This is a genomic window from Microcoleus sp. Pol14D4 (genome assembly GCF_036701245.1).
GTDB lineage: Bacteria > Cyanobacteriota > Cyanobacteriia > Cyanobacteriales > Microcoleaceae > Microcoleus.
Map to the genome: position 1 here is coordinate 1 of NZ_JAUBQM010000077.1, position 21,654 is coordinate 21,654.

A 21,654-nucleotide genomic window follows, 5' to 3' on the forward strand; every position below is an offset into this window, starting at 1 on the left:
CTTAACTGCTTATCAAGCTATTCAAAAAGCCCTCTCTCTTCATGGCTCCCTTTTTTCCCCTAGTTGAGCAATTACCTTAATTTTTATCCTTATGGGATTATCCTTAACAAGCTGCGAACAGGCCAAGTCATTTCAAGAAATAGATCGCACATTTAAAAAGAGTAATGCGATCGAACAACACAATTTTAACTTGCCAGCGGGCGATCGCACGATCGATCGAACTAATAACATCCAAGCAAGTCCCAATAGCGGGAAGTTCGATAGAACTACCCACTCACCGGAAGAAAGTGCGATCGTATTAGGAATTTTCGGGTTTTGTTTGATGTGTTATTTATTAGTTTGGAAGTTTCGCGGGAGTGAAGAAGCTAACAGGATGCTGAGAAGAATCAGAAGAAGAGTGAAGTGAGGATAGATACTTGCTAAACCTCATTTTTTCTTAGTGCGGTTGCGTTTTCTCGATTCAGCCGCCGTATTTTTTGCTTTTTTTTGTTTTTCTTTACTTGCTTTAGATTCATTCACAGCACTACCACTTATCGGTTTGCTGGAAAATCCCGATGTATCGGAGTTTTTAGCTGCCATTATAGGAGCAATGCTAGCATTATATATCTCCTGAAATTGTGTTAGACCTTCCCCCGTACTCATATCAAACCCTGCTTGCAGACCGAGAGTTACAAAGGATTTGGCAAATCCAAATTTAGAGGAATCTTCCATAATCTCCTTAAATTCCGGCTCGATATCCCGCAGGTATTTGATAATTGAAGTGGCATTTCGCAGTTTAAATTCTCGATTCAAAAATTGCCAGAACGCCAATAATTCCGGGATAGCATTTTCACCTTCTTCCGGCGAAAGCAAACTCACTTTCCTGGGAAACAACTCTTCGACTACAGTTGCCACATCTTCCACTTTCATGCTAGGCAGCGTAAAACCTTCATAGCCGAAACCGTAATAAATGAACTGCGAGATCCAAAATCCAACGTCTGGATAAGTTTTACAGTATTCTTCTCCTTCGGGAGAATTGACAAATAGCTCGATTAGCGTTTCCTGATAATCTTCCAGGAGTGGTTCTGCTTCGTCATAATCTAGACCGTTTAGTTGGCGGATGTTAAAAGGTTGATCAGACATAGTTGAAAAGTTTTTAATTTAATTGACTTTAGCTCTAAGGTTAGTACAATTTTTGCAGTTATCTTAATTCTTTAGGATTTTATTATATTTAAAAAATCTCCGATCGCAGGTATATTTGACTAGCACCGATCGCCCGTGACTATTTAAACCAAGCTAGCATTGTATAGGGCGATCGCCCGTCTCCACCGAACAGCAAAAGATATGATATAATCTCAAGTAAAAGTATAATTGTTTGAGCTTGGCAGTCCGCCACTTCAAATTATGAAGTCAACACAACAGTTTACAGCAATTATTGAACGAGAAGGCGACGGCTATATATCCCTTTGCCCAGAACTTGATATTGCCAGCCAAGGTGACAATATAGAAGAAGCGCGACAAAATCTGATCGAAGCGCTGGAACTATTTTTTGAAACAGCAGATCCTTCTGAAGTCAAGAATCGACTGCATAGTGAATTTTTTGTGACTCGTGTAGAGGTGAGTGTTGGGTAAACTGCGGGTTCTATCAGCGGCTCAAGTTTGTCAGATTTTAGAACAATATGACTTTGTTCAAGTGCGGCAGCGTGGCAGTCATATTATCATGCAGCAACGACTACCCAATACAACTGTAACGGTTCCTGTACCAAATTATTCAGAAATCAAAATTGGCACTTTGCAGTCTATTATTCGGCAGTCAGGATTACCTCGATATCTTTTTGAAGTGAACGAGTAGCCTAGATTAGCATCTATACAAACCCAAAACAAAAACCCGGTTTATCCAAAAAACCGGGTTTAATCATCTGCGTTAATCCGCGTCAATCCGCCTTCATCAGCGGTTGCAAAATCCTACAACTGCTTCACCTCAGAAACCAACTTCGCAACCACATCCTTAGCGCTACCAAACAACATCATCGTCTTATCCTTGTAAAACAACTCATTGTCTACACCGGAAAAACCAGCACTCATCCCGCGCTTAATCACGATCGTATGCTTGGCCTTATCCACCTCCAAAATCGGCATCCCGTAAATCGGACTCGCCGTATCGTGACGCGCCGCCGGATTCACTACATCATTCGCACCAATCACCAACGCCACATCCGTCTCGTCAAACTGCGGATTGATGTCGTCCATATCGTACAACTGCGGATAAGGCACGTTTGCTTCCGCCAGCAGCACATTCATGTGCCCCGGCATCCGCCCAGCCACCGGGTGAATCGCGTATTTCACGTCAACACCCATTTTTTCCAAACCGTCGGCTAACTCGCGCACCGCGTGCTGTGCTTGCGCTACAGCCATCCCGTAACCTGGAATAATTACAACCGATCGCGCATAACCCAACATCATCGCACTTTCTTCGAGATTGATACTGCGAACAGTTTTGTCAGTAGCACCAGCAGCCCCAGCAGCACCTGCTGCACTTCCGCCACCGCTACCAAAGGCGCTAAACAGCACGCTACCAAGCGATCGATTCATCGCCTTGCACATGATTTGCGTCAAAATAATCCCCGACGCGCCCACCAATGCACCGGCGATAATCAGCATATTGTTCATCAAAATGAACCCAGCCACACTCGCCGCAATCCCCGAATAAGAGTTAAGCAGCGACACCACCACGGGCATATCGCCGCCCCCAATCGGTAGCACAAACATGATTCCCAGAATATTGGAAATCGCCACCAAACCCAGGAATACCGGCACATTCTCCGGGTTAAACAGCATATAACCGCTGCCCGCTAAAAGTGCGATCGCCAGCGCAGCATTAAACGGCTGTTGCAGCGGAAACGTCATGGGCGCACCCGGTAGCAATTCTTGCAGTTTCGCAAACGCCACAAGGCTACCAGTGAAAGTAATTCCGCCAATCAACACACCCAAAAGGATCGTGATTGTCGCGTCTGGAGTTGGCGATTCCGGGATGCTGAGATAGCGCCAGAATTCACCCACAGCAACGAGTGCAGAAGCCGCGCCCCCGAAACCGTTAAGCAAACCCACCATCTGCGGCATATCAGTCATCGCGACGGTTTTCGCCATAATTGTTCCCAAAATGGAACCGATGATAATTCCGACAGCAATCAATTCGTAGCTGACTACTTGCTTTTCCAGCAACGTACCGACGATCGCAATTAACATCCCGATCGCAGCTAACACATTCCCTTGACGGGCAGTTGCAGGGGAACCCAACTGTTTCAAACCGATAATAAACAAAGATGCGGCAACTAAATAACCTAGTTGAATGCCACTGGGCAGAAAATCGCTCACGCTTTAACCTCTTTTTTCTTGAACATTTGCAGCATTCGATCGGTTACTAAGAAACCGCCGACAACGTTAATTGTGGCCAGGGCGATCGCGATCGTCCCCAAAATCGAAGTAACAGTCACATTGCCTTGGCCTGAAATCAGAATTGCACCTAAAACCGCAATTCCCGAAATCGCATTAGAACCCGACATCAAAGGTGTGTGCAGCGTCGGTGGGACTTTATTAATTACTTCAAATCCCACAAACGACGCCAGAGTAAACACCACTAAACCTGCAATCAATCCTTCTGCCATGACAATTGGTAATTGGTAATTGGTAATTGGTGTGAAATTAACGCTAAAGTCCTTTAGATCTCTCGTTTGTTGCCGAGTCTCGATCCCCCTAAATCCCCCTTAAGAAGGGAGACTTTGAATACTTCTTGTTCCCCCCTTCTTAAGGGGGGCTAGGGGGGATCTGACCCTAGTCACCAAACAAAAAAAGCCTTTTTTGGAGATATTTAACCAGTTCTTCAGTCCTCTTAAGAGGACTTTAGCTTTGAGGCAGGGATTTCAACCCTTGCCGGACTTTGCGTCATAACGACAGACAGAATCTAACTTACGGCTGAAGCCTGAGCTGCCAAAGCATCGCGAACTCGCTGGTTGCTAATCTCACCATCGCGGGCGACGCAAGCACCAGCAATGATATCGTCTTCAAAATTCAAATTGAGTTCCTTATCTTTCACCATCAACTGAAGTAAAGCCGAGATATTCTTCGAGTAAGTTTCGCTAGCGTGTACGGGCATCGACGAGGGCACATTAATCGGGCCGATGACATTAACGCCGTTCCATTCAACATCTTTCCCCGCTTCAGAACATTCGCAATTGCCACCTTGTTCGGCCGCGAGGTCAACAATTACCGATCCGGGCTTCATTTGAGAAACCATTTCTCTAGTAACTAAAATAGGTGCTTTTCTGCCGGGAACTTGAGCAGTTGTAATCACTGCATCGGAAGCGCTGACGTGTTGGGTGAGCACTTGGCGGGTGTATTCTTTGGCGGCTTCTGATAATTCTTTAGCGTAACCTCCGGCGGCGACGGTTTCTTCCTTGAGTTCGACATCAAGGAATTTAGCGCCCAAACTTTGCACTTGTTCTTTTGTTTCCGGGCGGATGTCGAAGGCTTCGACTACCGCACCCAAGCGGCGCGCCGTGGCGATCGCCTGCAAGCCAGCAACGCCCACACCCATTACCAATACTTTCGCGGGGCGAATTGTACCCGCCGCCGTTGTCAGCATCGGAAAATACTTTGGCAAAGCTGCGGCTGCGATCAGTACCGCTTTGTAACCGGCGACGTTACCCTGAGATGACAGCGCATCCATGCTTTGAGCGCGGCTGGTGCGCGGGATCATTTCCATGCTGAATGCGGTTACTTTGCGATCGGCTAAACGCTGCACTAAAGCTGGATCTCCCAGAGGATTCAAAAATCCGATGAAAACGCCTCCTTCCCGGAGTTGATGAACTTCTGATTCTTGCAGGGCTCCGATTTTTACGACGACATCGGCTTCGCCCCACAGCCTAGCAGTATCGGCGACAACCTGAGCTCCCGCTTCTTCGTAAGCAAGATCCGAGAAAAAGGATTGCGCGCCGGCACCGGCCTCAACCCAAACTTCGACGCCCTGTTTGACTAATCGGGCTACAGCGTCGGGTACTAAAGCCACCCGGCGTTCTCCTGCTGCTATTTCTTTTGCGATCGCTAATTTCATGAACTCTCCTTATTTAAGCCTTCCCAGGACGGTTGAAACCGCGCCTACACAGACAAAACCTGCCTCCGCAGGTTTCTTGAAGTGCGATTTTTAATCGCCCGATGCCTTGCTTTACATTGAAGCAGCCGTTGCCCTAAACTTCTCTCGTTGATACTAAAGCCGATCGCTCAAATTCGACCCGTATCTTTAACTTATCTTATACATTCAAATTCGCTAAATGGTTAAGTTTGCCACCGATTATGATATAATTTTATGTCGCCTAATTCTGTAGTCTGAATGTCAGTTATCAGTATTACGCAAAAATTACGCAAAAAAAAGTGACCTCAGCCGGCGGTCGCTCGCCCTCATCAAATTGCTGAGAGATTCGATATATTGTAGGCACGATCGCAAATTTCGGGCGAGCAATATTTAAGGTTCACCAAGAGTTTAATTAGAGGAGTTGTTATGCGACGATTATTTTCAGCACTAGCGGTTACAGGTTGCTTGGTGGCTGGATTGCCCGCCATCAGTTTAGCCCAGTCGATGCCAGGATTCACGATTTTCGGCGGCCCCGATCGCGCCAACCAATTAAGCTATCGCTTGGATTACGGTACAGCCGGGATGAGCGGCGATAGATATCGGCTGCGAATTCCTTCCAAAAAAGTAAGTTTGGCGATCGCCCAACTGAACATATCCTATCCAGACTACTACAAAGGCGAATTTGACCAAAAAGACATTAAAGTGCGCGTCAAAGACAAAACAATAGAATTGCAAGAAGTAATCTGGGACAAAGAAAATCGATTCATAGAAATTTATCCCAAAGAACCAATTCCTGCAGGCAACAATGTTGAGGTTGTACTCTCCAACGTCAGAAACCCATCTCCGGGCGGAATGTACCATTTCAACGTCCGCATCCGCACCCCCGGAGACGTTCCCTTGCTGCGTTACCTCGGTACTTGGCTGTTGAGCATTAATTGAGGCAAGAGTTCGGGGAAGTAATTTCTCATTAGCCAAGCGATCGCCACAGTTAAATTTAACTGTGGCGATATTTTTTCATTGTGCGAAAAATTTTACACTACTCAAATCCGGGTTTTCGGGAGTTGTAAAATAGAACCTTCGGCTCATATCGCAATTCTCAATGATTCGTAATAATGAGTCTAAGGGCAGTCCCCCGATGGTTGCCCTTCGCTAATTAGGGGTAAGCCCAGGGGCGCTACCCCTACAAGATGTTTACCAATCAAATAGGATTGCTCTAGCCGTAATCACGCATGAATCTACTAGCAAAAATCAAAACAATACAAATTCCTCCAGCACTGCGATCGAGAAATTATCGCCTGTTTTTTGCAGGACAAGGCATCTCCCTGATTGGCAATTGGATGACACAAGTCGCTACTGTTTGGCTTGTCTACAATTTGAGCGATTCACCTTGGATGCTCGGCGTGGTGGGATTTACAAGTCAAATCCCCACATTAATTTTACTGCCTTTTGCAGGAGTTTTAATCGATCGCTGGAACCGCCACCGAGTCATAATTGCCACTCAAATATTAGCAATGGTTCAATCCTTAGCGCTAGCATTTTTAGCGCTAACAGGAGTCGTGAACATTTGGCAGATCCTGGTACTGAGTTTCTTTCAAGGCGCAATTAATGCCTTTGACGCGCCGGCACGGCAAGCTTTTGTACCGGAACTTGTAGAAAAGAAAGAAGATTTAGCAAATGCGATCGCCATTAATGCTTCGATGTTCAATGCAGCCAGACTAATCGGCCCAGCAATGGCAGGTTTGCTGATAGCTACAGTCGGCGCAAGTTATTGCTTTCTTATTGACGGACTCAGCTACATTGCTGTAATTGCAGGCTTATTAGCGATGCAAATCAAACCCCGTAAAATTGCAGCAACTAATACCAAACCCTTACAAAGATTAAAAGAAGGATTCGTTTATGCCTTCGGGTTTCCCCCGATTCGAGCAATTTTACTGCTATTATCATTAGTCAGTTTGACCGGAATGTCGCACACAGTTTTAGTCCCAATTTTTGCCACCAAACTCCTGCACGGCGACGCGCAAACTCTGGGCTTTTTGATGGCTGCTTCGGGAGTCGGAGCATTTACGGGAGCGATTTATTTGATTTCGCGCAAAAGTATAATTGGCCTCGGCAAGTGGATTGCGATTTCACCGGCAATTATGGGATTTGGACTGATAGGTTTTGGTTTGTCCCGCGTCTTGTGGCTGTCATTAATCATGATGTTGTTCGTTGGCTTTGGTTTCATTATCCAATTTGCAGGAGGAAACACATTTTTGCAAACAATTGTGGAAGACGACAAACGCGGAAGAGTAATGAGCATATACACGATGGCATTTTTTGGAGTGACACCGTTTGGGAATTTAGTTGCCGGCGGATTGGCAAATTATATCGGCGCTCCCAATACAGTCATCATTGGAGGTATAATTTGTGTTTTAGGCTCCATAGTTTTTACCAAACAGTTGCCAGCTTTAAAAAACATAATCCGACCACTGTATCAAAAAATGGGTTTAATTCCGCACTAGCGATTTAGCGTCAAATCACAAATGCCAACATTAAACAAGATTCCCAAAGCTAATATCTGACTGTATTTCTAGCAATCCTCAACAATTTGTAAAATTCTCTCTTCTCTTTCTCTGCGCCCTCTGCGCCCTCTGCGGTTAAAACATCCAAATTAATTACGCAACCAGAGGTTAAACCAATGGCAAATACAAGTGCAATTCCACAGCAGAGCGATCGCGTTCCCTTAAAAACCTGGATCGGCGTCATGGCAACAATGATCGGCGCTTTCATGGCGGTTTTGGACATCCAAATCACCAACGCTTCTCTGAAAGATATTCAAGCAGCTTTAGGCGCAACTTTAGAAGAAGGTTCTTGGATTTCCACCTCTTATCTAGTCGCAGAAATAGTCGTAATTCCGCTGACTGGTTGGCTATCGCAGGTGTTTTCAGTCCGCCGCTACATCTTGGTAAATGCCGCTTTCTTTGTATTCTTTTCCATGTGCTGCGCTTGGGCGTGGGATTTGACTTCAATGATTGTTTTTCGAGGTTTCCAGGGATTGACTGGTGGGATTTTAATTCCGATGGCTTTTACGTTTTTGCTAACAAATTTGCCGCCCAAAAAGCAACCAGTCGGCATGGCGATGTTTGCCCTGACAGCTACTTTTGCACCATCCATCGGGCCGACATTGGGAGGCTGGCTGACGGAGAATTACGGCTGGCAATATGTCTTTTATTTAAATTTGCTTCCGGGGCTGCTGCTGCTAACAGGTGTGTGGTATGCCGTCGCCCCGACGCCGATGCGGCTCGAACTGCTAAAAGGGGGCGACTGGTGGGGAATTCTATCAATGGCGATCGGCCTGGGTTCCCTGCAAGTTGTGTTAGAAGAAGGCAGCCGCAAAGACTGGTTTAGTTCTGATTTGGTTTTGCGTTTAAGCATAGTTTCTGCCATATTTATCAGCGCTTTTTTCTGGATTGAACTAACTAGAAAAAAACCGTTTATTAACCTACGATTATTGAGTCGCCGCAATTTCGCTTTAGCAACTGTTGTGAATGTTTCTTTGGGGGTGGGATTGTACGGTTCGGTGTTCATTTTGCCCCTGTATTTAGGTCAGATTCAGCAGTACAATGCCATGCAAATTGGCGAGGTGATTATGTGGGGTGGCGTGCCGCAGTTATTCCTCGTGCCGATGGTGCCGAAATTGATGCAGCGAATCGATATACGGGTGATGATTGGCATCGGTGTGAGTTTGTTTGCGGTGAGTTGTTTTATGAATGCCAGCATGACTCACGAGACGGGCATCGATCAGTTGCGTTGGTCGCAATTAGTGCGAGCAATGGGACAGCCTTTGATTATGGTGCCGCTGTCAACTATTGCCACTGCTGGTATGGAGAAACACGAGGCTGGTTCTGCTTCGGGTTTGTTTAATATGATGCGAAATCTGGGAGGTTCGATGGGGATAGCGGCCCTAGGAACTTTGGTGACGATGCGCGAGCAATTTCACTCGAATCGATTAGGGGAATCTGTTTCTTTGTACAATCAGGCAACGCAGGAGAGAATAAATCAAATGACTCAGTATTTTGTGAGTCGCGGTGCTGATGCAAGTGTGGCGCATAACCAAGCAATTCAGGCAATTGATAATCTTGTGCGCCGCGAAGCTTATGTCATGGCTTTTAATGATTGTTTTTACTTTGTGGGAATTGCTTTGTTGTTAAGTGGGATTGCTATTTTGGGTTTTAAAAAGGTGAAACCGGGTGCTGGTGGTGGGGGCGCTCATTGATTATGTTTTGGGGTGGCAGTTGGTAGGGTAGACATTGCGAACCCTACTAATGTTCACCATTCTTGTTGGGCTTCTGCTTCTGCTTTGATTAAATTTTGCCGCAGTTGCGCCCAATTTATTTGATGAGAGGGCGAGTCCCCGATGAGCTTTCCGCGGTGTAAATGCAGAATTCGCGTGCTAAATTGCTCGGCTAATTCTAATTGGTGGTTTACCATTACAATTGTGGTTTGGCCGTTTGTTAGCTGTATCAATACTTGCAAAAGGTGGGCGGCTTTTCCTGCGTCTAGGGCGGATGTGGGCTCGTCTAAAAGCAAGATTTTTGGTTGCAGGATGATGCCGCGGGCGATCGCCACGAGCTGTTTTTGGCCTGTGGAAAGCTGGAATTCGGTGCGATCGAGCCATTCTTGGGGTATGTGCAGTTGTTCGATCGCGCCGCTAATTCTCTCAGCAATGTTTGATGCAGTCACGCCCCGCAGCTTCAAAGGATAAGCCAATGCTTCTCGCACCGACATTCCCAAAAGCTTGGATTCTTGCAGGATGAGGGTGATTTGTTTGCGGAGTTCGATCGCAGGTATTTGGCGATATTCTGTATTTTCCAGATAAATCGAGCCGCTGGTGGGACTGCTGAGGCGATTTAGCAACCGCAACAGCGTTGTTTTGCCGGCACCTGAAGGGCCAACAATTGCCACGCGCGATCCCTTGTGTACCTGAAATGATATATTTTCCAACAAATGACTTGAGGCGATCGGTGTTTTCAAGCTTACACCGTCAAGTCGCAGTTGAGGATTTGTTTCAGTATTATTTTCCGAATAATTAGGCATTGAATTCATTAAAAATCCCAAAAAGTTGCACATATTTCGATACCCCTAAATCCCCCTTAAGAAGGGGGACTTTGATCGGAATCTTGTCCCCCCCTTATTAAGGGGGGTTAGGGGGGATCGGAATTCTCTGATACGACCTATAAAATTGGTATGAGTCGAGGACGATCGCAACTAAATTCATCCGTGTATCCGTGTCATTATCCTTTTCCTCCTCAAACTTTTACAGCTTTTTCTAAAGGAAAACCCAGCTTTTCGCGCTGTTCCAAATAAAGCTGAGCAACTCGCCGCGCCAAGTTGCGAATTTTTGTGATGTAGCGCGTTCTTTCCGTTACCGAAATCACGCCTCTAGCGTCGAGTAAATTGAAAGTGTGAGAACATTTTAACACATAATCAAGACTAGGCAAAACCAATCCTTTTTTTGTCAATTGTTCGGCTTCTTGCTCGTACAATCCAAATAGAGTAAACAGCAATTCTGGATTGGAAGCTTCAAAGTTATAAGTACACTGTTCTATTTCTCCTTGCAAGTGAACGTCGCCGTAAGTGATGCCATCTTTCCACTGAATTTTCGTCATCGCATCGACTTCTTGGAGATACATTGCGAGGCGTTCTAGTCCGTAGGTAATTTCAATGGATACCGGGCGACAGTCAATGCTACCGCACTGTTGAAAGTAGGTAAATTGGGTGATTTCCATGCCGTCGAGCCAGACTTCCCAGCCGACGCCCCAAGCTCCGAGGGTGGGCGATTCCCAGTTGTCTTCTACGAAACGAATGTCGTGGTCTTCTGGGCTAATTCCTAATGCTCTGAGGGAGTCTAAATAGATGTCTTGGATGTTGGGAGGAGAGGGTTTAATTAAAACTTGATATTGATAGTAATGTTGGAAGCGGTTGGGATTTTCGCCGTAGCGTCCGTCGGTGGGGCGGCGACAGGGTTCGATGTAGGCGACTGACCAAGGTTCGGGGCCGATTGCTCTGAGAAAGGTGTGGGGATTCATGGTTCCTGCACCTTTTTCTGTGTCGTAGGATTGGGCGATCAGGCATCCTCGATCGCTCCAGAATTTGTTTAAGGTGGCAATGACTGATTGAAAGTTCACTGGTTTAAATATGGTTAGGGAGTGTCTAAGCTTATTTAAGCATACTCAAGGCAGGGTTGATTGAAATAAACCATGCCCAAATTAGATAAGACAGGATTTATAGCGAATTGCCCTAATCTGCTTTTTCCTGTTTGCGTTTTTCGATTTCGGCGATCGCTACTCAAACTATCGAGCGATGGCATTTACGAATGTGCGGATACAATCACGAACGACATTAACATCCGCTTTCATCAATTCCTATAGCAATATCACAGTTTCAGCGGATTGATTTCCCCCATTACGAGGGCGAAGATGTAAGGTAATTTCCGTATCGATTCGCTTGAGGAAAAGCAGTAGTTTTCCCTCGCTGAACCGTTGAAACTCTCTGTTCATTAAATGAGAGACTTCTGGTTGTGGAATGCCCAGTAACTCGCTCATTTCACGCAGTTCCAAGTTGCGCTGTTTCAACAGACGAAGTACCTGAATTCCGATTTTACCCTGCGCCAAAAGTTCGTCAGCATCTGCCAATCCTAGGTCAGCAAATACATTACCGCTGCTTTCTTCAAAAATCGGTTCTTGTGTCATGGTTGTTCCTCTCTTGGCATGGTATAGTACCCATCTTCGATTCCCATCGACAACTCATGAAAACAGACACCATTTTCTACAGCCTGTTTCAGGAATTTCCCAGCTTCTTCTTTGAACTGATCGATCGCCCTCCAGACGAAGCCACCGCCTATGAATTCACCTCCCGCGAAATCAAACAACTCGCATTCCGCATCGACGGGTTATTTCTCCCCAAAACCGAAGAACCTGAAAAACCATTTTACTTGGCTGAAGTTCAGTTTCAACCCGATGCCGACTTGTACTACCGCATCTTTGGCGAACTCTTTCTCTATTTGCGACAATACAAACCCCTCAATCCTTGGCGCGTGGTTGTCATCTATCCCAATCGCCGCATCGAACACGAACAGATGCTGCAATTTCAGGAACTCTTAACAAGTCAGCGCGTCCAACGGATTTACCTCGATGAATTGCCAGAAGCCGCAGATCGATCGCTGGGAGTCAAAGTTGTTAAACTGGTAATCGAGCCAGCAGAGACAGCAGCAGAACAAGCACGGCAGTCGATCGCAATGGCCCGACAACAGTTGTCCGATCCAACCGTTCTACGCGATTTAATTAACCTCATCGAAACAATTATCGTCTACAAACTCCCCCAGAAAAGCCGCGAGGAAATTGCCGCCATGTTGAATTTAAGCGAACTCAGACAAACTCGATTTTACCAGGAAGTCAAGCAAGAAGGCTTAGAAGAAGGACTCGAACAAGGTGAGAGGCAGGCGAAGTTAGAAGCCATTCGTCGCACGATCGGGCTGGGGATAAATTTAGAGACGATCGCGCAATTATTAGATTTGTCTCTCGAATTTGTTCGGCAAACAATTAACAAAATCCAACGGGAATCGATGTCACTCCCCGAACAAAAGATCGACTCATTTATCGAACTATTAACTCAGCAGCGATCGCTCTTCGGGGCCGAACAATTAACCGAACTAGCCCAGCTAATTGAGCCCTTATCCGATGAGATCGATGTCCTTTCAGAAGCGATTTCATCCTGGGCTGAAAATTACCCTTCAATTCAGGAAGCTCAAGCCCAACTGCTCGAACCACTACCGCCCGCTAAGCCATCAGAAAAAGCAGCAGTCACCCGAGAAACTAGCGAATCTCAACTGCGCGATCGCCTCAACAAACAAGCTCTCACAAATGCCATTTTATTGTAGCGCGATCGACCATATTTCTACTGGCAAATAAACAGAGGCAGATATTGCTGTCTTGCGTCATATCGTTTCCGGTTGCATCGGAACGATTTAACCGCAGAGGGCGCAGAGAACGCAGAGGGAGAGAATACAGAGAGGAATAATTCCAATGCTACCGGATTTGATATCAGGTGTTGAGTGGAAGCGATCGCCAAATTGTCACTAAAAAACAGAATAGTCAGAACCCCGACTTCTTGAATAAGTCGGGGTTCTGACAGTGAAAAAGTTGAGATTACTTTCTAGTTTAGTCTGCAGGAGCCAGGGAAACTAACAGAGTGATGTTGTCAACGCCGATGACATAAACCGTGTCTCCCGGTGTGAGGGTGATTTGGCGATCGCACCGTGCGGGCCACCAGCTACCTTGGAAGCGGACGCGACCTGTTTGATTCGGATAAATCGATTCATCGACGACAGCTTCTTCGTTGAAGTAGTTAAAATTGGTGTTGATGTAGTTATCCATTAAGAGATTCTTTTCTGTGCTGTAGGTGTGAGTAGAAAAAATTGAACCGAAAGCTTTTATTACGTTGAACATTTTCCTGACTCCTTTTGTGTTAAAATATATTGATTTTTACTCGCCTATTTATGCTCTTTGAAAAGTAGCATTTCCTGGTTGGAATTTATTACCAGGTTGTTCATACTCTGATTTAGTCTGCGGGAGCGAGGGAAACTAACAGAGTGATGTTGTCAACGCCGATGACATAAACGGTGTCTCCCGGTGTGAGGGTGATTTGGCGATCGCACCGTGCGGGCCACCAGCTACCTTGGAAGCGGACGCGACCTGTTTGATTCGGGTAAATCGATTCATCGACGACAGCTTCTTCGTTGAAATAGTTAAAATTGGTGTTGACGTAATTTTTGATAAGCATATTGTTAGCTGTGCTGTATCCTTGGGTAGAGAAAATCGAGCCGAAAGCTTTTACTACGTTGAACATGATATTTACTCCTGTGGTGTTAAAATATATGGATGTGTAATTGTCTGTTTATGCTATTTGAGAGGCTGCATTTCCTTGGTGGAGATTGATTGATTGCCTTGATATTTCATTGTTCTTGCCTTCCGTGGTTTTATCAGGATAAAAGGCAAAGAATTTTTGAAATGTTGAGGGGATTTGAGAAGCGGTTGCGGTGAGTCTAAATCCAATAATTCCGAGGTATTGAATTAAGGATTTAGTGGTTGAGGAGTTGGTGGGATTTACCTTAAGGGTAGATGTGGTTAGCTACATTAGAGATTGGCTGATTCCGCATTACTACTGCTGTGAAAATGTTTTATTTTTGGGTTGTATGTTTTGATTGGGTTGTGACTCACTTGCTTTACACTTACTAATTTGCCAGGAGTCCAATATCTTTGGTGCGATCGCCAGTCCACTTTCCGAGTCCGGTACTGGCACAGGACACTTGCCAACCTACAAACAACGATTTTGCAAAGGTTTATGCCTACCTATCAGGCTGGTAGCTGTGCCAATTTAGCTAAGTGGACTACCGCAAACGGTGAATTATGAACTTACGCAGTCTCGATCGCCCAATCCGGAATATCCATACATATCTAGTTCGTGACTTACGCACCAAACCCCTAAAAACCCGGTTTCTGACACCCTGTGCGCCATTAGGGGCCCGTAAGCGGATCTACGATACAAGCAAGTAAACTTCGCGTCTTACCCGCGCTCCCCATGCGATGTTGATTGGTACCTACCTCTTTAGAAATAGAAAATAGGCGATCGAGATTGACGCAGATATCAGGAGGCGGTAGGAGTTTTTGATCGCTGCAGGTCGATCGCACCCTGTTATCCAATTATTGAACAGGTCGAACTTAAAATCCATTCATAAATTCAGAATCTTAAATTCATAAAAGTCATAATTGTAGACAACCTGCTTGATACTGCATAATTGTTACAGGAATTTTGAATAAAGTTTTAGCTAATTGAGACAAACCGAACTTGAATTTAAGCGACTGCGGCAATTCTTGTACGGAAACTTCTACGAATCCAAAGCGAGTATAAAATGATGCGAGTCGCTTTCCCAAACATTCTAAATATAGCGGTTCTGTAGCTTGTTGAATTAAATATTTTGTGAGGTAGCTTCCCAAACCTCGATCGCGCCAATCTTTCGCCACCACCAAACTGCCCAATTCTTGCGCGCCCGCAAAGTTCCGCAACTGTCCGCAAGCTGCCAATTTTCCCTCGCATTCGATGACCCAGAATTGCTCCCAGCGCAACTGAGTTGGGTCGAGTTTGGCGCTCCAAACTAACTTTCTAATTGATTTGATATCTTGAACTGAGGCCTGGCGGATGGCGCATTCAGACGGTAAGGAAAAAGAAGTTTCAGTCATTAGTTATAGTTGGTAACTACAGCAGCAATTCGTTTAAAAATGCGGAATACCTCGTAAAAGTCATTAGCGCGATCGATTACGAACTCATAAGATAAAGCGTACTGCGAAGTGTCTTGTTTAATCAATTTGATAAATCTGAAGTTGCTGCCATTTGTCAGAAGCCCAAAAGTTGGTCTGTCTGGATTGGGGTTACTCAGCATATAAAAGAGTAGCTGGGGAAGTCCTGCCTCAAGGGAGTATTGAGCTCGCTTGGCTTCGATTGCCACAACCCAAAAAGATTCCATTAAAAGCAGAATATCAATGCTTCCTCTGACAAGTATATCTTCATCCACTGTAACCAGTTCCACCGATTTTTCTGACTCTATGTGAAAGGGAGTCAGGTAAAAATCTGCTAAAAATAGCAAGGGAGCCAGTACCACCATTTTGACGGTATCTTCTATCATGGGGTACTCAGCACTGTTAGTGTAGCCAGCTTTTACTTTGTCTAGATATCGCTTTTCTTCATCAGTAATTTCTGGTAAATCGTCCATCCACTCCCGAAAAAATTGCTCGTCTTCTGCAAGTTGCAAGTTAAATTTTGTTTTGACCTCACGCAGTGTCAGTGTTTTTGCTTGAAGTGATTGTGTCATAGTTTTCTGTAGCGATTTGCTAGTTGTAATTTATTGTAGCATATCAACTGTCGATCGCCTCCCACAAAACCTCCGCGCCAAACCTTACCGCATCGGTACAAGGCAATCCCGTTTCTGCTTCAACTTCAGTTATTGCTAACAGCGCATCTGCCTCATTTAAGTGATGAGTGTTGAGGGCGATCGCGCTCACTTTCCCCCCTGAAAAAGCACCCGCAGCAGCAGCTACCATTTCGTACAATTCAACCACCTTTGATAACCTGGGAATCGATACGTGCGGGTGATTGCGAATGCTAGTTTGTCCGGATCTGTGGGCTAAAATCAAGTGAGTTGGCTGCGAACCCCGCAACAGCGGCAGAGTCGCCGTCGAACCTGGATGCAATAGCGAACCTTGCCCTTCTACGTGCAGAATATCGCATTCAGCACCCAATTTTATCGCCATTTGTTCGACAGCACCAGCGGCAAAATCAACTCGCACTGCATCCAAAGGAAGGCCTTCATTTCCGATCATTAAACCCGTTTGTCCGGTTGCTAAAAATTTGGAACGCAAACCCCGCTGCAAGCAAGTGCGATTGAGTTCCAAACTGGTTGACATTTTGCCAACGCTCATATCTGTGCCGACAGTTAACACGCGGCGACAGCTTAATTTAGCGGCGGCGGCAGAGGCGATCGCACCGACAGATTTCGGTTCCTGACGCACGTCCCAAATCCATTGATTTTCGGTTAACGGAACTGTGATCAAAGGTGCAAGTTTCGCGTGCAAACCGTTGACAACTGACAAACCTGCTGCTACCGCTTGATTAATTTCTGGCAGCCATTCGGCAGGCAAAACACCGCCGGAAGGAGCGATACCAATTAGCAGAATATCCGCCGCAAATTGCAGTGCTTCTGTTACAGAAGCAACTATCGGTACTTGTTGAGGAATGCCCGTTAATTCAGGTAAAGATTGTCCGGCACATTGGCGGTCTATTACTGCTACAATTTGTGCTTCGCTGTAGCGCAAAAAGGCTAAACCTGTTTTGCCCGAAGGGCCAATAATTCCCTCGTGCAGCAGGATTGCAACTTTACCATTTTTGATCGGATAGTTTTTAGTCATTGATTCACTTTTGATACGGGCGATTTTAGATTTTAGCTTCAATCTAAAATCTAAAATCTAAAATCTAAAATCGATTGGGTGTTAGCTGTGATTTTGGTTCAGGGTAAGATCATTCGGATCTTGTCCCAATTCTCGCAATCTGGCCTCTAGTCGCGAGGCTCGCTGGCGTTCCTGTTCCGCTTGTTGTTGAGCGGCTTCGGCTTGCTGTTGAGCGGCTTCCTCTGGCAACAAAACTAAATTGCCAGATTCATCGAAAAAACGCACCCAAGTCGCTGTTTCTCGATCGACAATTCCTTCCCAAGTGCCCAACCAAAAACCTAACGTTTCGCACCACAGCCAACCCCGCTCGTTGGGAACTAACGGCTGATAACGCAGGCTGGCATCTAAACGCCATCCTTGCAAAGAATTCGGATCGAAAGGATCGAAAACAAAGTAATCAGGAGTTCTAAAAATCTGCTCGTAAATATCTTTTTTTTTGCCTGTATCCTGATTTGCCGTTGACGGCGACAGCAGTTCCACAATCACATCCGGGTAACGTCCGTTTTCTTCCCAAACTACCCAGCCTTGTCGAGAAGTATTGCTGTCTACACCCAACACAGCGAAAAAATCCGGGCCTCGGAAATCCTGATTGCGAATCTGTTTAGCGCTGTAATAAATAAACATATTGCCACCGACAAAAAAATCGTTCCGGTTAGCTAAACCTTGTTCTACGGAACGGATTAAAACGGTCATTGCTATACGGTGGCGGTTGCTTTCCATTTCTGCACCATCATCAAAAATTAAATCAGTCGGCGGTTTATGTTCTTCAAAAAAAAGTTTTGCTTCTCTATCAATTCCCTGTCCTATTGATTCTACTGGTATCATACTATCTCCAGATTTATTTTGAGCGATACTTCTATTCTACAATCTTCATTCGCTGCACTCCCAATCCCGATCGCCCGTTTGGCAGCAAACACCCATTTTCGACGATCGCACCGTTAAAAGGATCGTCTAATAAATTTAAGTGACTGTCCAAATCCAAATAGTCAGCTAGCGGTGAAAGTTGTGCTGCTGCTGTATTTGCGATCGCGCTATCTGAATAGCAGCCGAACATTACTTGCAAATTGCAGGCTTTTGCTGTGTGAATCATCCGCATTGCTTCGGTCAATCCCCCTGACTTCATCATTTTGATATTGATGCCGTGGACGCAGTGCGCTAACTTGGGTATATCGGAACTATTAAAGCAACTTTCATCAGCAAAAATTGGCAGCGGCGATTGACGGTACAGTTCTGAGAATTCATCCATATCGGCGACAGATGAAAGCGGCTGTTCTACATAATTTATCTTGTATTTTGCCAGCCAATGACACATTTCGATCGCGCTGTTTAAACTCCAACCACCATTAGCATCTACACTGATTTTAATGTTAGCTGGTGCTTCGTCTAGCACTGCTATTAACATAGCTTTGTCGGCTTCGATTCCTGCGGAATTTCCTAATTTTACTTTGACGGCGCGGTATTTGATACTTGCTGGATCTTTGCCAAACCAATCGCGCACTCTTTCTCTTGCACCAGACGGCGAATTAATGCCGATTGTGACCGAGGTGGGGACAATGCGCGATCGATCTAATCCCCACATTTTCCACAGCGGCAAGCCTGCTTTTTTTCCCAGCCAGTCGTGCATTGCCATGTCGATGCCGGCGCGGGCGGCTGAGGGTAAGTTAACCTCTGTTAATACTTGTTCGATTTTTTGGCGATCGAACGGAGTAAACTTTTCTAGAAGCGGTGCAACTTCCTGCAATGCAGCTAGCAGAATTGCGGTAGTTTGGGGCCGAGAACCTGTGGAAAACGGCGAAGCTTCTCCCCAGCCTTCGATTCCTTCGTGTTCTAGCTTCACCCATAAATTGGTACTTTGGGCTGTTGTACCGCGGCTGATGGTAAGGGCAAACCGCTTGCGGACAGTGAATGTTTCAATTTGAACGTGCATTGTCAGTGATGGGTTATTTTTTGTAGATAAAAATCCGAGGTGGCGGATTGCGCCGCTATTGCCATTTTTAACTTTTTACTTTATAGTTTGATTTTGCTTGTTCTAGTTTATCAAAAACTTGATGAAATTCCTTATTTCTGTTTCGCCGAAGAGAGTTGCCTTCTCTCTCAGCATTTGGGTGTTCTTCTTTGCTGTTGCTGGTTGCATCGTACAAGTTCTGCGCTACGGTTTTAACTATAAAGAACGCTGGATTAGTTTGTTTAACTTAGACCAAGAAATAAATTATCCTTCGTGGTACTCGTCATTTACTTTGCTGTTTTGCGGGATCTTGCTAGGTATTATTGCTAGTGCTAAGAAGAAGCAGGGCGATCGGTATTTTGGACACTGGAAAGCGCTGGCGTTGATGTTTGTATTTTTTTCTTTAGATGAAATTTTGAGTTTGCACGAAATATTAATTATTAACGACTTGCGAAAGGCACTGGATTTAGGAGGACTTTTTTACTTCATTTGGGTGATTCCGGGGACCATTTTTGTTGTGGTTACTGGGCTGGCTTATCTCAAATTTCTCCGGCACTTACCCCGGAAAACCAGGGATTTATTTTTACTGGCAGGCAGTATATATGTCGGTGGAGCACTTGGCATGGAAATGGTTTGTGGCTATTATGCAGATGCAGTAGGCCAGAGAAATTTGATCTACGGTTTGATGGCTTCTGTTGAGGAAATTTTGGAAATGGTAGGGGTGATCGTATTTATCTATGCCCTGCTGTCTTACATCGGTTCCCATCTCGAAACTATTGATTTGCGGTTGAAGATAGTGGATAATCGAGAGAGGTAAAACTGACGATCGACCAACATTCTTAACGAAATTGAAATTGCCGACTTTATGCCTATCTACTTCTACACCACTGGCAGCGAATACGGCTGTTTTTCTAATTTTTCCAGTCATGGATTCGAGTTAGACGGAGAATATTGGTCAACTACTGAGCATTATTTTCAAGCACAAAAGTTTCCCAAAACGGCTCATTGCGACCAAATTCGCCAAGCAAAAACGCCGAAAGATGCCGCAAAGATGGGGCGCGATCGCTCTCGTCCTCTCCGCAAAGATTGGGAACAAGTCAAAGATGATATTATGCGAAAAGCCGTACTCCGCAAATTTGAAACTCATGCCGAAATTAGAGAAATTTTACTAGCTACTGGCGATGAGGAAATAGTCGAAAATTCCCCTAGTGATTACTATTGGGGTTGCGGTAAAGATGGCAGCGGCAAAAATATGTTGGGCCAGATTTTAATGGAAGTAAGGGAAATATTCCGAAAACGCACGTTCGAGTAAAACCTAATTTAAGTTGCCCATCATAAAGCAGGACTTGTTTAATAGTAAGTCCTGCAAAGCTCTAAGCGAGCATTTTCCCAATTTTATTAAACACGCTGACTCAAAAATCCGCCTGACAAACAGTCGAATTTTGTGCCAATCTCCTCAGGCTGTTCTGGTAGAGGGTTTAGCCTCTCCGAGAAGACTGCAAAGCAGGGGAAACGGTAAAAACCCTGCACCACATTTTGATTTCAACAACTACTGTCAACCCGAATTAACTTTTATCGTCACAAGTACAGCATTTGTTCGCCAGTCGCCTCCCGGACACCGTTCTCCTTAGGTTGGCGATTTACAGGTCAAACAGCAAAACTCCTGTTCTGGTTAAAGTGTGTTTTTTATTGATGCTGCATCTTTCTATTGTGTTGGATTTGGGGAAAGTGTTAGCTATTGTACAGAATTCTTTACATTTGTGATTTATTTGGATATAATCGCGCCACTCTGCCTCAGTTGCTGTTGAATTCGGTTAAATTCTTTCTGTTCTGCGCTTAGCAAAGTATTGTCGATCGGCGATCGCATATCCCACTGCAATTCGGACAATAACAACAAACAGCCCGCCATAATTATTCCTGTGGTTAGATATTGCCAAGGTGCAACTAATGTTAATACAGGTATGCTAAATAAATGAGTTAGTCCGATCAGGAGAAAAGTGCGCGATCGCAAACCTAGTCCCGTCAACAAATAGCCGATCGCGCTCAACCCCAACCACAAATCACAAAGATGCAGCAACAAACCTCCCCAACCGACAAAAATACTGCAATCGGTCAGAACCAAACCAGTTATCATCAAAATCGCCCAAGAGTAAAGAATCCAGCTAACACGCTCGACTCTTACCCAAAACAAAGTCAAAACGGCCATTCCCGCAGTGCCAATTAGAGTCAAAGTTGACCACAAAATCGCCTGAAAGCTCCAACTGATAGGGAAAAACTGAGCAGTAAAAAAAATCCCCCCTGTCACCAAACCCCAAAGCAGAAAAGTTTGGTCGATGCGGGTATAAAGCCCTGAGAAAAGAGTAATATTTCCAATTTGCCAGCGGAGTTGCAACAGGCCTTCGAGGTCTTGTACGTCGAGATGTTCCTGTTTGCTGCGGATTAGGGGTTCGGAGGCGTTGAAAAAGGTCATCCAGTGTTGGGGAAAGTATGAAGTTTTGTGTATTGTAACAAGTCTTAAGGAATATTTTTCAGATTTTTTCTTGTTCCCCGGCTCTGCCTGGGGA

General features: G+C 45.2%; 24 protein-coding genes. 9 read left to right on the forward strand and 15 right to left on the reverse strand.

All coding sequences use genetic code 11. From position 1 onward, the window contains the following. Positions 1-91 precede the first annotated feature (91 nt). Positions 92-406 (forward strand): hypothetical protein, encoded by a 315-nt coding sequence (locus tag QUA33_RS22185; RefSeq protein WP_333151203.1) that lies wholly within the window; start codon positions 92-94, stop codon positions 404-406. A 20-nt stretch (positions 407-426) separates the two neighbouring features. Here QUA33_RS22185 and QUA33_RS22190 read toward each other — a convergent pair whose 3' ends face one another. Further along, entirely contained in the window at positions 427-1,122 is a 696-nt protein-coding gene (locus QUA33_RS22190; RefSeq protein WP_333151205.1) for a hypothetical protein, read from the reverse strand. Between the two features lie 261 nt (positions 1,123-1,383). Here QUA33_RS22190 and QUA33_RS22195 point away from each other — a divergent pair, with 261 nt between their 5' ends. After that, a complete protein-coding gene (locus QUA33_RS22195) occupies positions 1,384-1,611 on the forward strand; it encodes a type II toxin-antitoxin system HicB family antitoxin (protein ID WP_293192939.1) in 228 nt (75 codons plus the stop codon). Then, a complete protein-coding gene (locus QUA33_RS22200; protein WP_333151207.1) occupies positions 1,601-1,831 on the forward strand; it encodes a type II toxin-antitoxin system HicA family toxin in 231 nt (76 codons plus the stop codon). Before QUA33_RS22195 ends, QUA33_RS22200 begins: the two co-directional genes overlap by 11 nt. Positions 1,832-1,944: 113 nt before the next feature. Here QUA33_RS22200 and QUA33_RS22205 read toward each other — a convergent pair whose 3' ends face one another. The 3 genes from QUA33_RS22205 to QUA33_RS22215 form a co-directional block, all read right to left on the reverse strand. After that, the gene (locus QUA33_RS22205) at positions 1,945-3,354 is read right to left on the reverse strand and encodes an NAD(P)(+) transhydrogenase (Re/Si-specific) subunit beta (RefSeq protein ID WP_333151209.1); all 1,410 of its coding nucleotides are present in this window, start codon (positions 3,352-3,354) and stop codon (positions 1,945-1,947) included. Continuing rightward, a complete protein-coding gene (locus tag QUA33_RS22210; RefSeq protein WP_006633295.1) occupies positions 3,351-3,644 on the reverse strand; it encodes an NAD(P) transhydrogenase subunit alpha in 294 nt (97 codons plus the stop codon). The genes QUA33_RS22205 and QUA33_RS22210 overlap by 4 nt, the downstream gene beginning before the upstream one ends. Before the next feature lie 296 nt (positions 3,645-3,940). Beyond that, positions 3,941-5,089 (reverse strand): Re/Si-specific NAD(P)(+) transhydrogenase subunit alpha, encoded by a 1,149-nt coding sequence (locus QUA33_RS22215; RefSeq protein ID WP_333076316.1) that lies wholly within the window; start codon positions 5,087-5,089, stop codon positions 3,941-3,943. A 444-nt stretch (positions 5,090-5,533) separates the two neighbouring features. On the opposite strand from QUA33_RS22215, the gene QUA33_RS22220 reads away from it, so the two are divergent. The 3 genes from QUA33_RS22220 (at position 5,534) to QUA33_RS22230 (ending at position 9,362) form a co-directional block, all read left to right on the forward strand. After that, positions 5,534-6,046, forward strand: coding sequence for a DUF2808 domain-containing protein (locus QUA33_RS22220; protein ID WP_333098037.1), 513 nt, complete (start codon positions 5,534-5,536; stop codon positions 6,044-6,046). Positions 6,047-6,336: 290 nt separating this feature from the next. Continuing rightward, entirely contained in the window at positions 6,337-7,608 is a 1,272-nt protein-coding gene (locus QUA33_RS22225) for an MFS transporter (RefSeq protein ID WP_333151211.1), read from the forward strand. A gap of 176 nt (positions 7,609-7,784) precedes the next feature. Beyond that, entirely contained in the window at positions 7,785-9,362 is a 1,578-nt protein-coding gene (locus tag QUA33_RS22230; RefSeq protein WP_333151213.1) for a DHA2 family efflux MFS transporter permease subunit, read from the forward strand. Positions 9,363-9,415: 53 nt separating this feature from the next. Here QUA33_RS22230 and QUA33_RS22235 read toward each other — a convergent pair whose 3' ends face one another. From QUA33_RS22235 to QUA33_RS22245, 3 genes are all read right to left on the reverse strand, one after another. Continuing rightward, complete coding sequence (locus QUA33_RS22235; RefSeq protein WP_333151247.1) at positions 9,416-10,183, reverse strand: ATP-binding cassette domain-containing protein; 768 nt, start codon at positions 10,181-10,183, stop codon at positions 9,416-9,418. A gap of 212 nt (positions 10,184-10,395) precedes the next feature. Beyond that, the gene (glyQ, locus tag QUA33_RS22240) at positions 10,396-11,274 is read right to left on the reverse strand and encodes a glycine--tRNA ligase subunit alpha (protein ID WP_190660228.1); all 879 of its coding nucleotides are present in this window, start codon (positions 11,272-11,274) and stop codon (positions 10,396-10,398) included. 237 nt (positions 11,275-11,511) lie between these two features. Then, complete coding sequence (locus QUA33_RS22245; RefSeq protein ID WP_333151215.1) at positions 11,512-11,838, reverse strand: XRE family transcriptional regulator; 327 nt, start codon at positions 11,836-11,838, stop codon at positions 11,512-11,514. Between the two features lie 56 nt (positions 11,839-11,894). On the opposite strand from QUA33_RS22245, the gene QUA33_RS22250 reads away from it, so the two are divergent. Beyond that, the gene (locus QUA33_RS22250; protein ID WP_333151217.1) at positions 11,895-13,025 is read left to right on the forward strand and encodes an Rpn family recombination-promoting nuclease/putative transposase; all 1,131 of its coding nucleotides are present in this window, start codon (positions 11,895-11,897) and stop codon (positions 13,023-13,025) included. Between the two features lie 280 nt (positions 13,026-13,305). Here the strand turns inward: QUA33_RS22250 and QUA33_RS22255 are convergent, their stop codons facing one another. The 7 genes from QUA33_RS22255 to QUA33_RS22285 form a co-directional block, all read right to left on the reverse strand. Beyond that, positions 13,306-13,593 (reverse strand): NfeD family protein, encoded by a 288-nt coding sequence (locus QUA33_RS22255; protein WP_333061510.1) that lies wholly within the window; start codon positions 13,591-13,593, stop codon positions 13,306-13,308. A 112-nt stretch (positions 13,594-13,705) separates the two neighbouring features. Beyond that, positions 13,706-13,993, reverse strand: a complete 288-nt coding sequence (locus QUA33_RS22260) for an NfeD family protein (RefSeq protein ID WP_333101688.1) — start codon at positions 13,991-13,993, stop codon at positions 13,706-13,708. Positions 13,994-14,907: 914 nt separating this feature from the next. Continuing rightward, positions 14,908-15,384 carry a GNAT family N-acetyltransferase gene (locus QUA33_RS22265; RefSeq protein WP_333151219.1) on the reverse strand — a complete coding sequence of 159 codons (477 nt, stop codon included), beginning with the start codon at positions 15,382-15,384 and terminating at the stop codon, positions 14,908-14,910. Further along, positions 15,384-16,013, reverse strand: coding sequence for a restriction endonuclease subunit R (locus tag QUA33_RS22270; protein WP_333151220.1), 630 nt, complete (start codon positions 16,011-16,013; stop codon positions 15,384-15,386). Before QUA33_RS22270 ends, QUA33_RS22265 begins: the two co-directional genes overlap by 1 nt. A gap of 43 nt (positions 16,014-16,056) precedes the next feature. Then, positions 16,057-17,106 (reverse strand): DUF1611 domain-containing protein, encoded by a 1,050-nt coding sequence (locus QUA33_RS22275; RefSeq protein WP_333151222.1) that lies wholly within the window; start codon positions 17,104-17,106, stop codon positions 16,057-16,059. A gap of 81 nt (positions 17,107-17,187) precedes the next feature. Then, entirely contained in the window at positions 17,188-17,970 is a 783-nt protein-coding gene (locus QUA33_RS22280) for a Uma2 family endonuclease (protein WP_333151224.1), read from the reverse strand. Positions 17,971-18,001: 31 nt separating this feature from the next. Then, complete coding sequence (locus tag QUA33_RS22285) at positions 18,002-19,072, reverse strand: dipeptide epimerase (protein ID WP_333151226.1); 1,071 nt, start codon at positions 19,070-19,072, stop codon at positions 18,002-18,004. Positions 19,073-19,193: 121 nt separating this feature from the next. On the opposite strand from QUA33_RS22285, the gene QUA33_RS22290 reads away from it, so the two are divergent. Further along, positions 19,194-19,907 carry a hypothetical protein gene (locus QUA33_RS22290; protein ID WP_333151228.1) on the forward strand — a complete coding sequence of 238 codons (714 nt, stop codon included), beginning with the start codon at positions 19,194-19,196 and terminating at the stop codon, positions 19,905-19,907. Positions 19,908-19,955: 48 nt separating this feature from the next. Continuing rightward, positions 19,956-20,402, forward strand: a complete 447-nt coding sequence (locus QUA33_RS22295) for an NADAR family protein (RefSeq protein ID WP_333151230.1) — start codon at positions 19,956-19,958, stop codon at positions 20,400-20,402. 453 nt (positions 20,403-20,855) lie between these two features. Here the strand turns inward: QUA33_RS22295 and QUA33_RS22300 are convergent, their stop codons facing one another. Next, positions 20,856-21,560, reverse strand: coding sequence for a hypothetical protein (locus QUA33_RS22300; protein WP_333151232.1), 705 nt, complete (start codon positions 21,558-21,560; stop codon positions 20,856-20,858). Between the last annotated feature and the right edge of the window lie 94 nt (positions 21,561-21,654).

What these genes read in the sequence shown, in the direction of transcription:
- QUA33_RS22195 (WP_293192939.1), top strand. Translation starts at nt 1,384, where the DNA reads ATGAAGTCAACACAACAGTTTACAGCAATTATTGAACGAGAAGGCGAC.
- QUA33_RS22245 (WP_333151215.1), bottom strand. Translation starts at nt 11,838, where the DNA reads ATGACACAAGAACCGATTTTTGAAGAAAGCAGCGGTAATGTATTTGCT.
- QUA33_RS22235 (WP_333151247.1), bottom strand. Translation starts at nt 10,183, where the DNA reads ATGCCTAATTATTCGGAAAATAATACTGAAACAAATCCTCAACTGCGA.
- QUA33_RS22280 (WP_333151224.1), bottom strand. Translation starts at nt 17,970, where the DNA reads ATGATACCAGTAGAATCAATAGGACAGGGAATTGATAGAGAAGCAAAA.
- QUA33_RS22190 (WP_333151205.1), bottom strand. Translation starts at nt 1,122, where the DNA reads ATGTCTGATCAACCTTTTAACATCCGCCAACTAAACGGTCTAGATTAT.
- QUA33_RS22255 (WP_333061510.1), bottom strand. Translation starts at nt 13,593, where the DNA reads ATGTTCAACGTAATAAAAGCTTTCGGTTCAATTTTTTCTACTCACACC.
- QUA33_RS22270 (WP_333151220.1), bottom strand. Translation starts at nt 16,013, where the DNA reads ATGACACAATCACTTCAAGCAAAAACACTGACACTGCGTGAGGTCAAA.
- QUA33_RS22260 (WP_333101688.1), bottom strand. Translation starts at nt 13,993, where the DNA reads ATGTTCAACGTAGTAAAAGCTTTCGGCTCGATTTTCTCTACCCAAGGA.
- QUA33_RS22215 (WP_333076316.1), bottom strand. Translation starts at nt 5,089, where the DNA reads ATGAAATTAGCGATCGCAAAAGAAATAGCAGCAGGAGAACGCCGGGTG.
- QUA33_RS22250 (WP_333151217.1), top strand. Translation starts at nt 11,895, where the DNA reads ATGAAAACAGACACCATTTTCTACAGCCTGTTTCAGGAATTTCCCAGC.
- QUA33_RS22295 (WP_333151230.1), top strand. Translation starts at nt 19,956, where the DNA reads ATGCCTATCTACTTCTACACCACTGGCAGCGAATACGGCTGTTTTTCT.
- QUA33_RS22225 (WP_333151211.1), top strand. Translation starts at nt 6,337, where the DNA reads ATGAATCTACTAGCAAAAATCAAAACAATACAAATTCCTCCAGCACTG.
- QUA33_RS22210 (WP_006633295.1), bottom strand. Translation starts at nt 3,644, where the DNA reads ATGGCAGAAGGATTGATTGCAGGTTTAGTGGTGTTTACTCTGGCGTCG.
- QUA33_RS22185 (WP_333151203.1), top strand. Translation starts at nt 92, where the DNA reads ATGGGATTATCCTTAACAAGCTGCGAACAGGCCAAGTCATTTCAAGAA.
- QUA33_RS22285 (WP_333151226.1), bottom strand. Translation starts at nt 19,072, where the DNA reads ATGCACGTTCAAATTGAAACATTCACTGTCCGCAAGCGGTTTGCCCTT.
- QUA33_RS22300 (WP_333151232.1), bottom strand. Translation starts at nt 21,560, where the DNA reads ATGACCTTTTTCAACGCCTCCGAACCCCTAATCCGCAGCAAACAGGAA.
- QUA33_RS22290 (WP_333151228.1), top strand. Translation starts at nt 19,194, where the DNA reads ATGAAATTCCTTATTTCTGTTTCGCCGAAGAGAGTTGCCTTCTCTCTC.
- QUA33_RS22275 (WP_333151222.1), bottom strand. Translation starts at nt 17,106, where the DNA reads ATGACTAAAAACTATCCGATCAAAAATGGTAAAGTTGCAATCCTGCTG.
- QUA33_RS22220 (WP_333098037.1), top strand. Translation starts at nt 5,534, where the DNA reads ATGCGACGATTATTTTCAGCACTAGCGGTTACAGGTTGCTTGGTGGCT.
- QUA33_RS22230 (WP_333151213.1), top strand. Translation starts at nt 7,785, where the DNA reads ATGGCAAATACAAGTGCAATTCCACAGCAGAGCGATCGCGTTCCCTTA.
- QUA33_RS22265 (WP_333151219.1), bottom strand. Translation starts at nt 15,384, where the DNA reads ATGACTGAAACTTCTTTTTCCTTACCGTCTGAATGCGCCATCCGCCAG.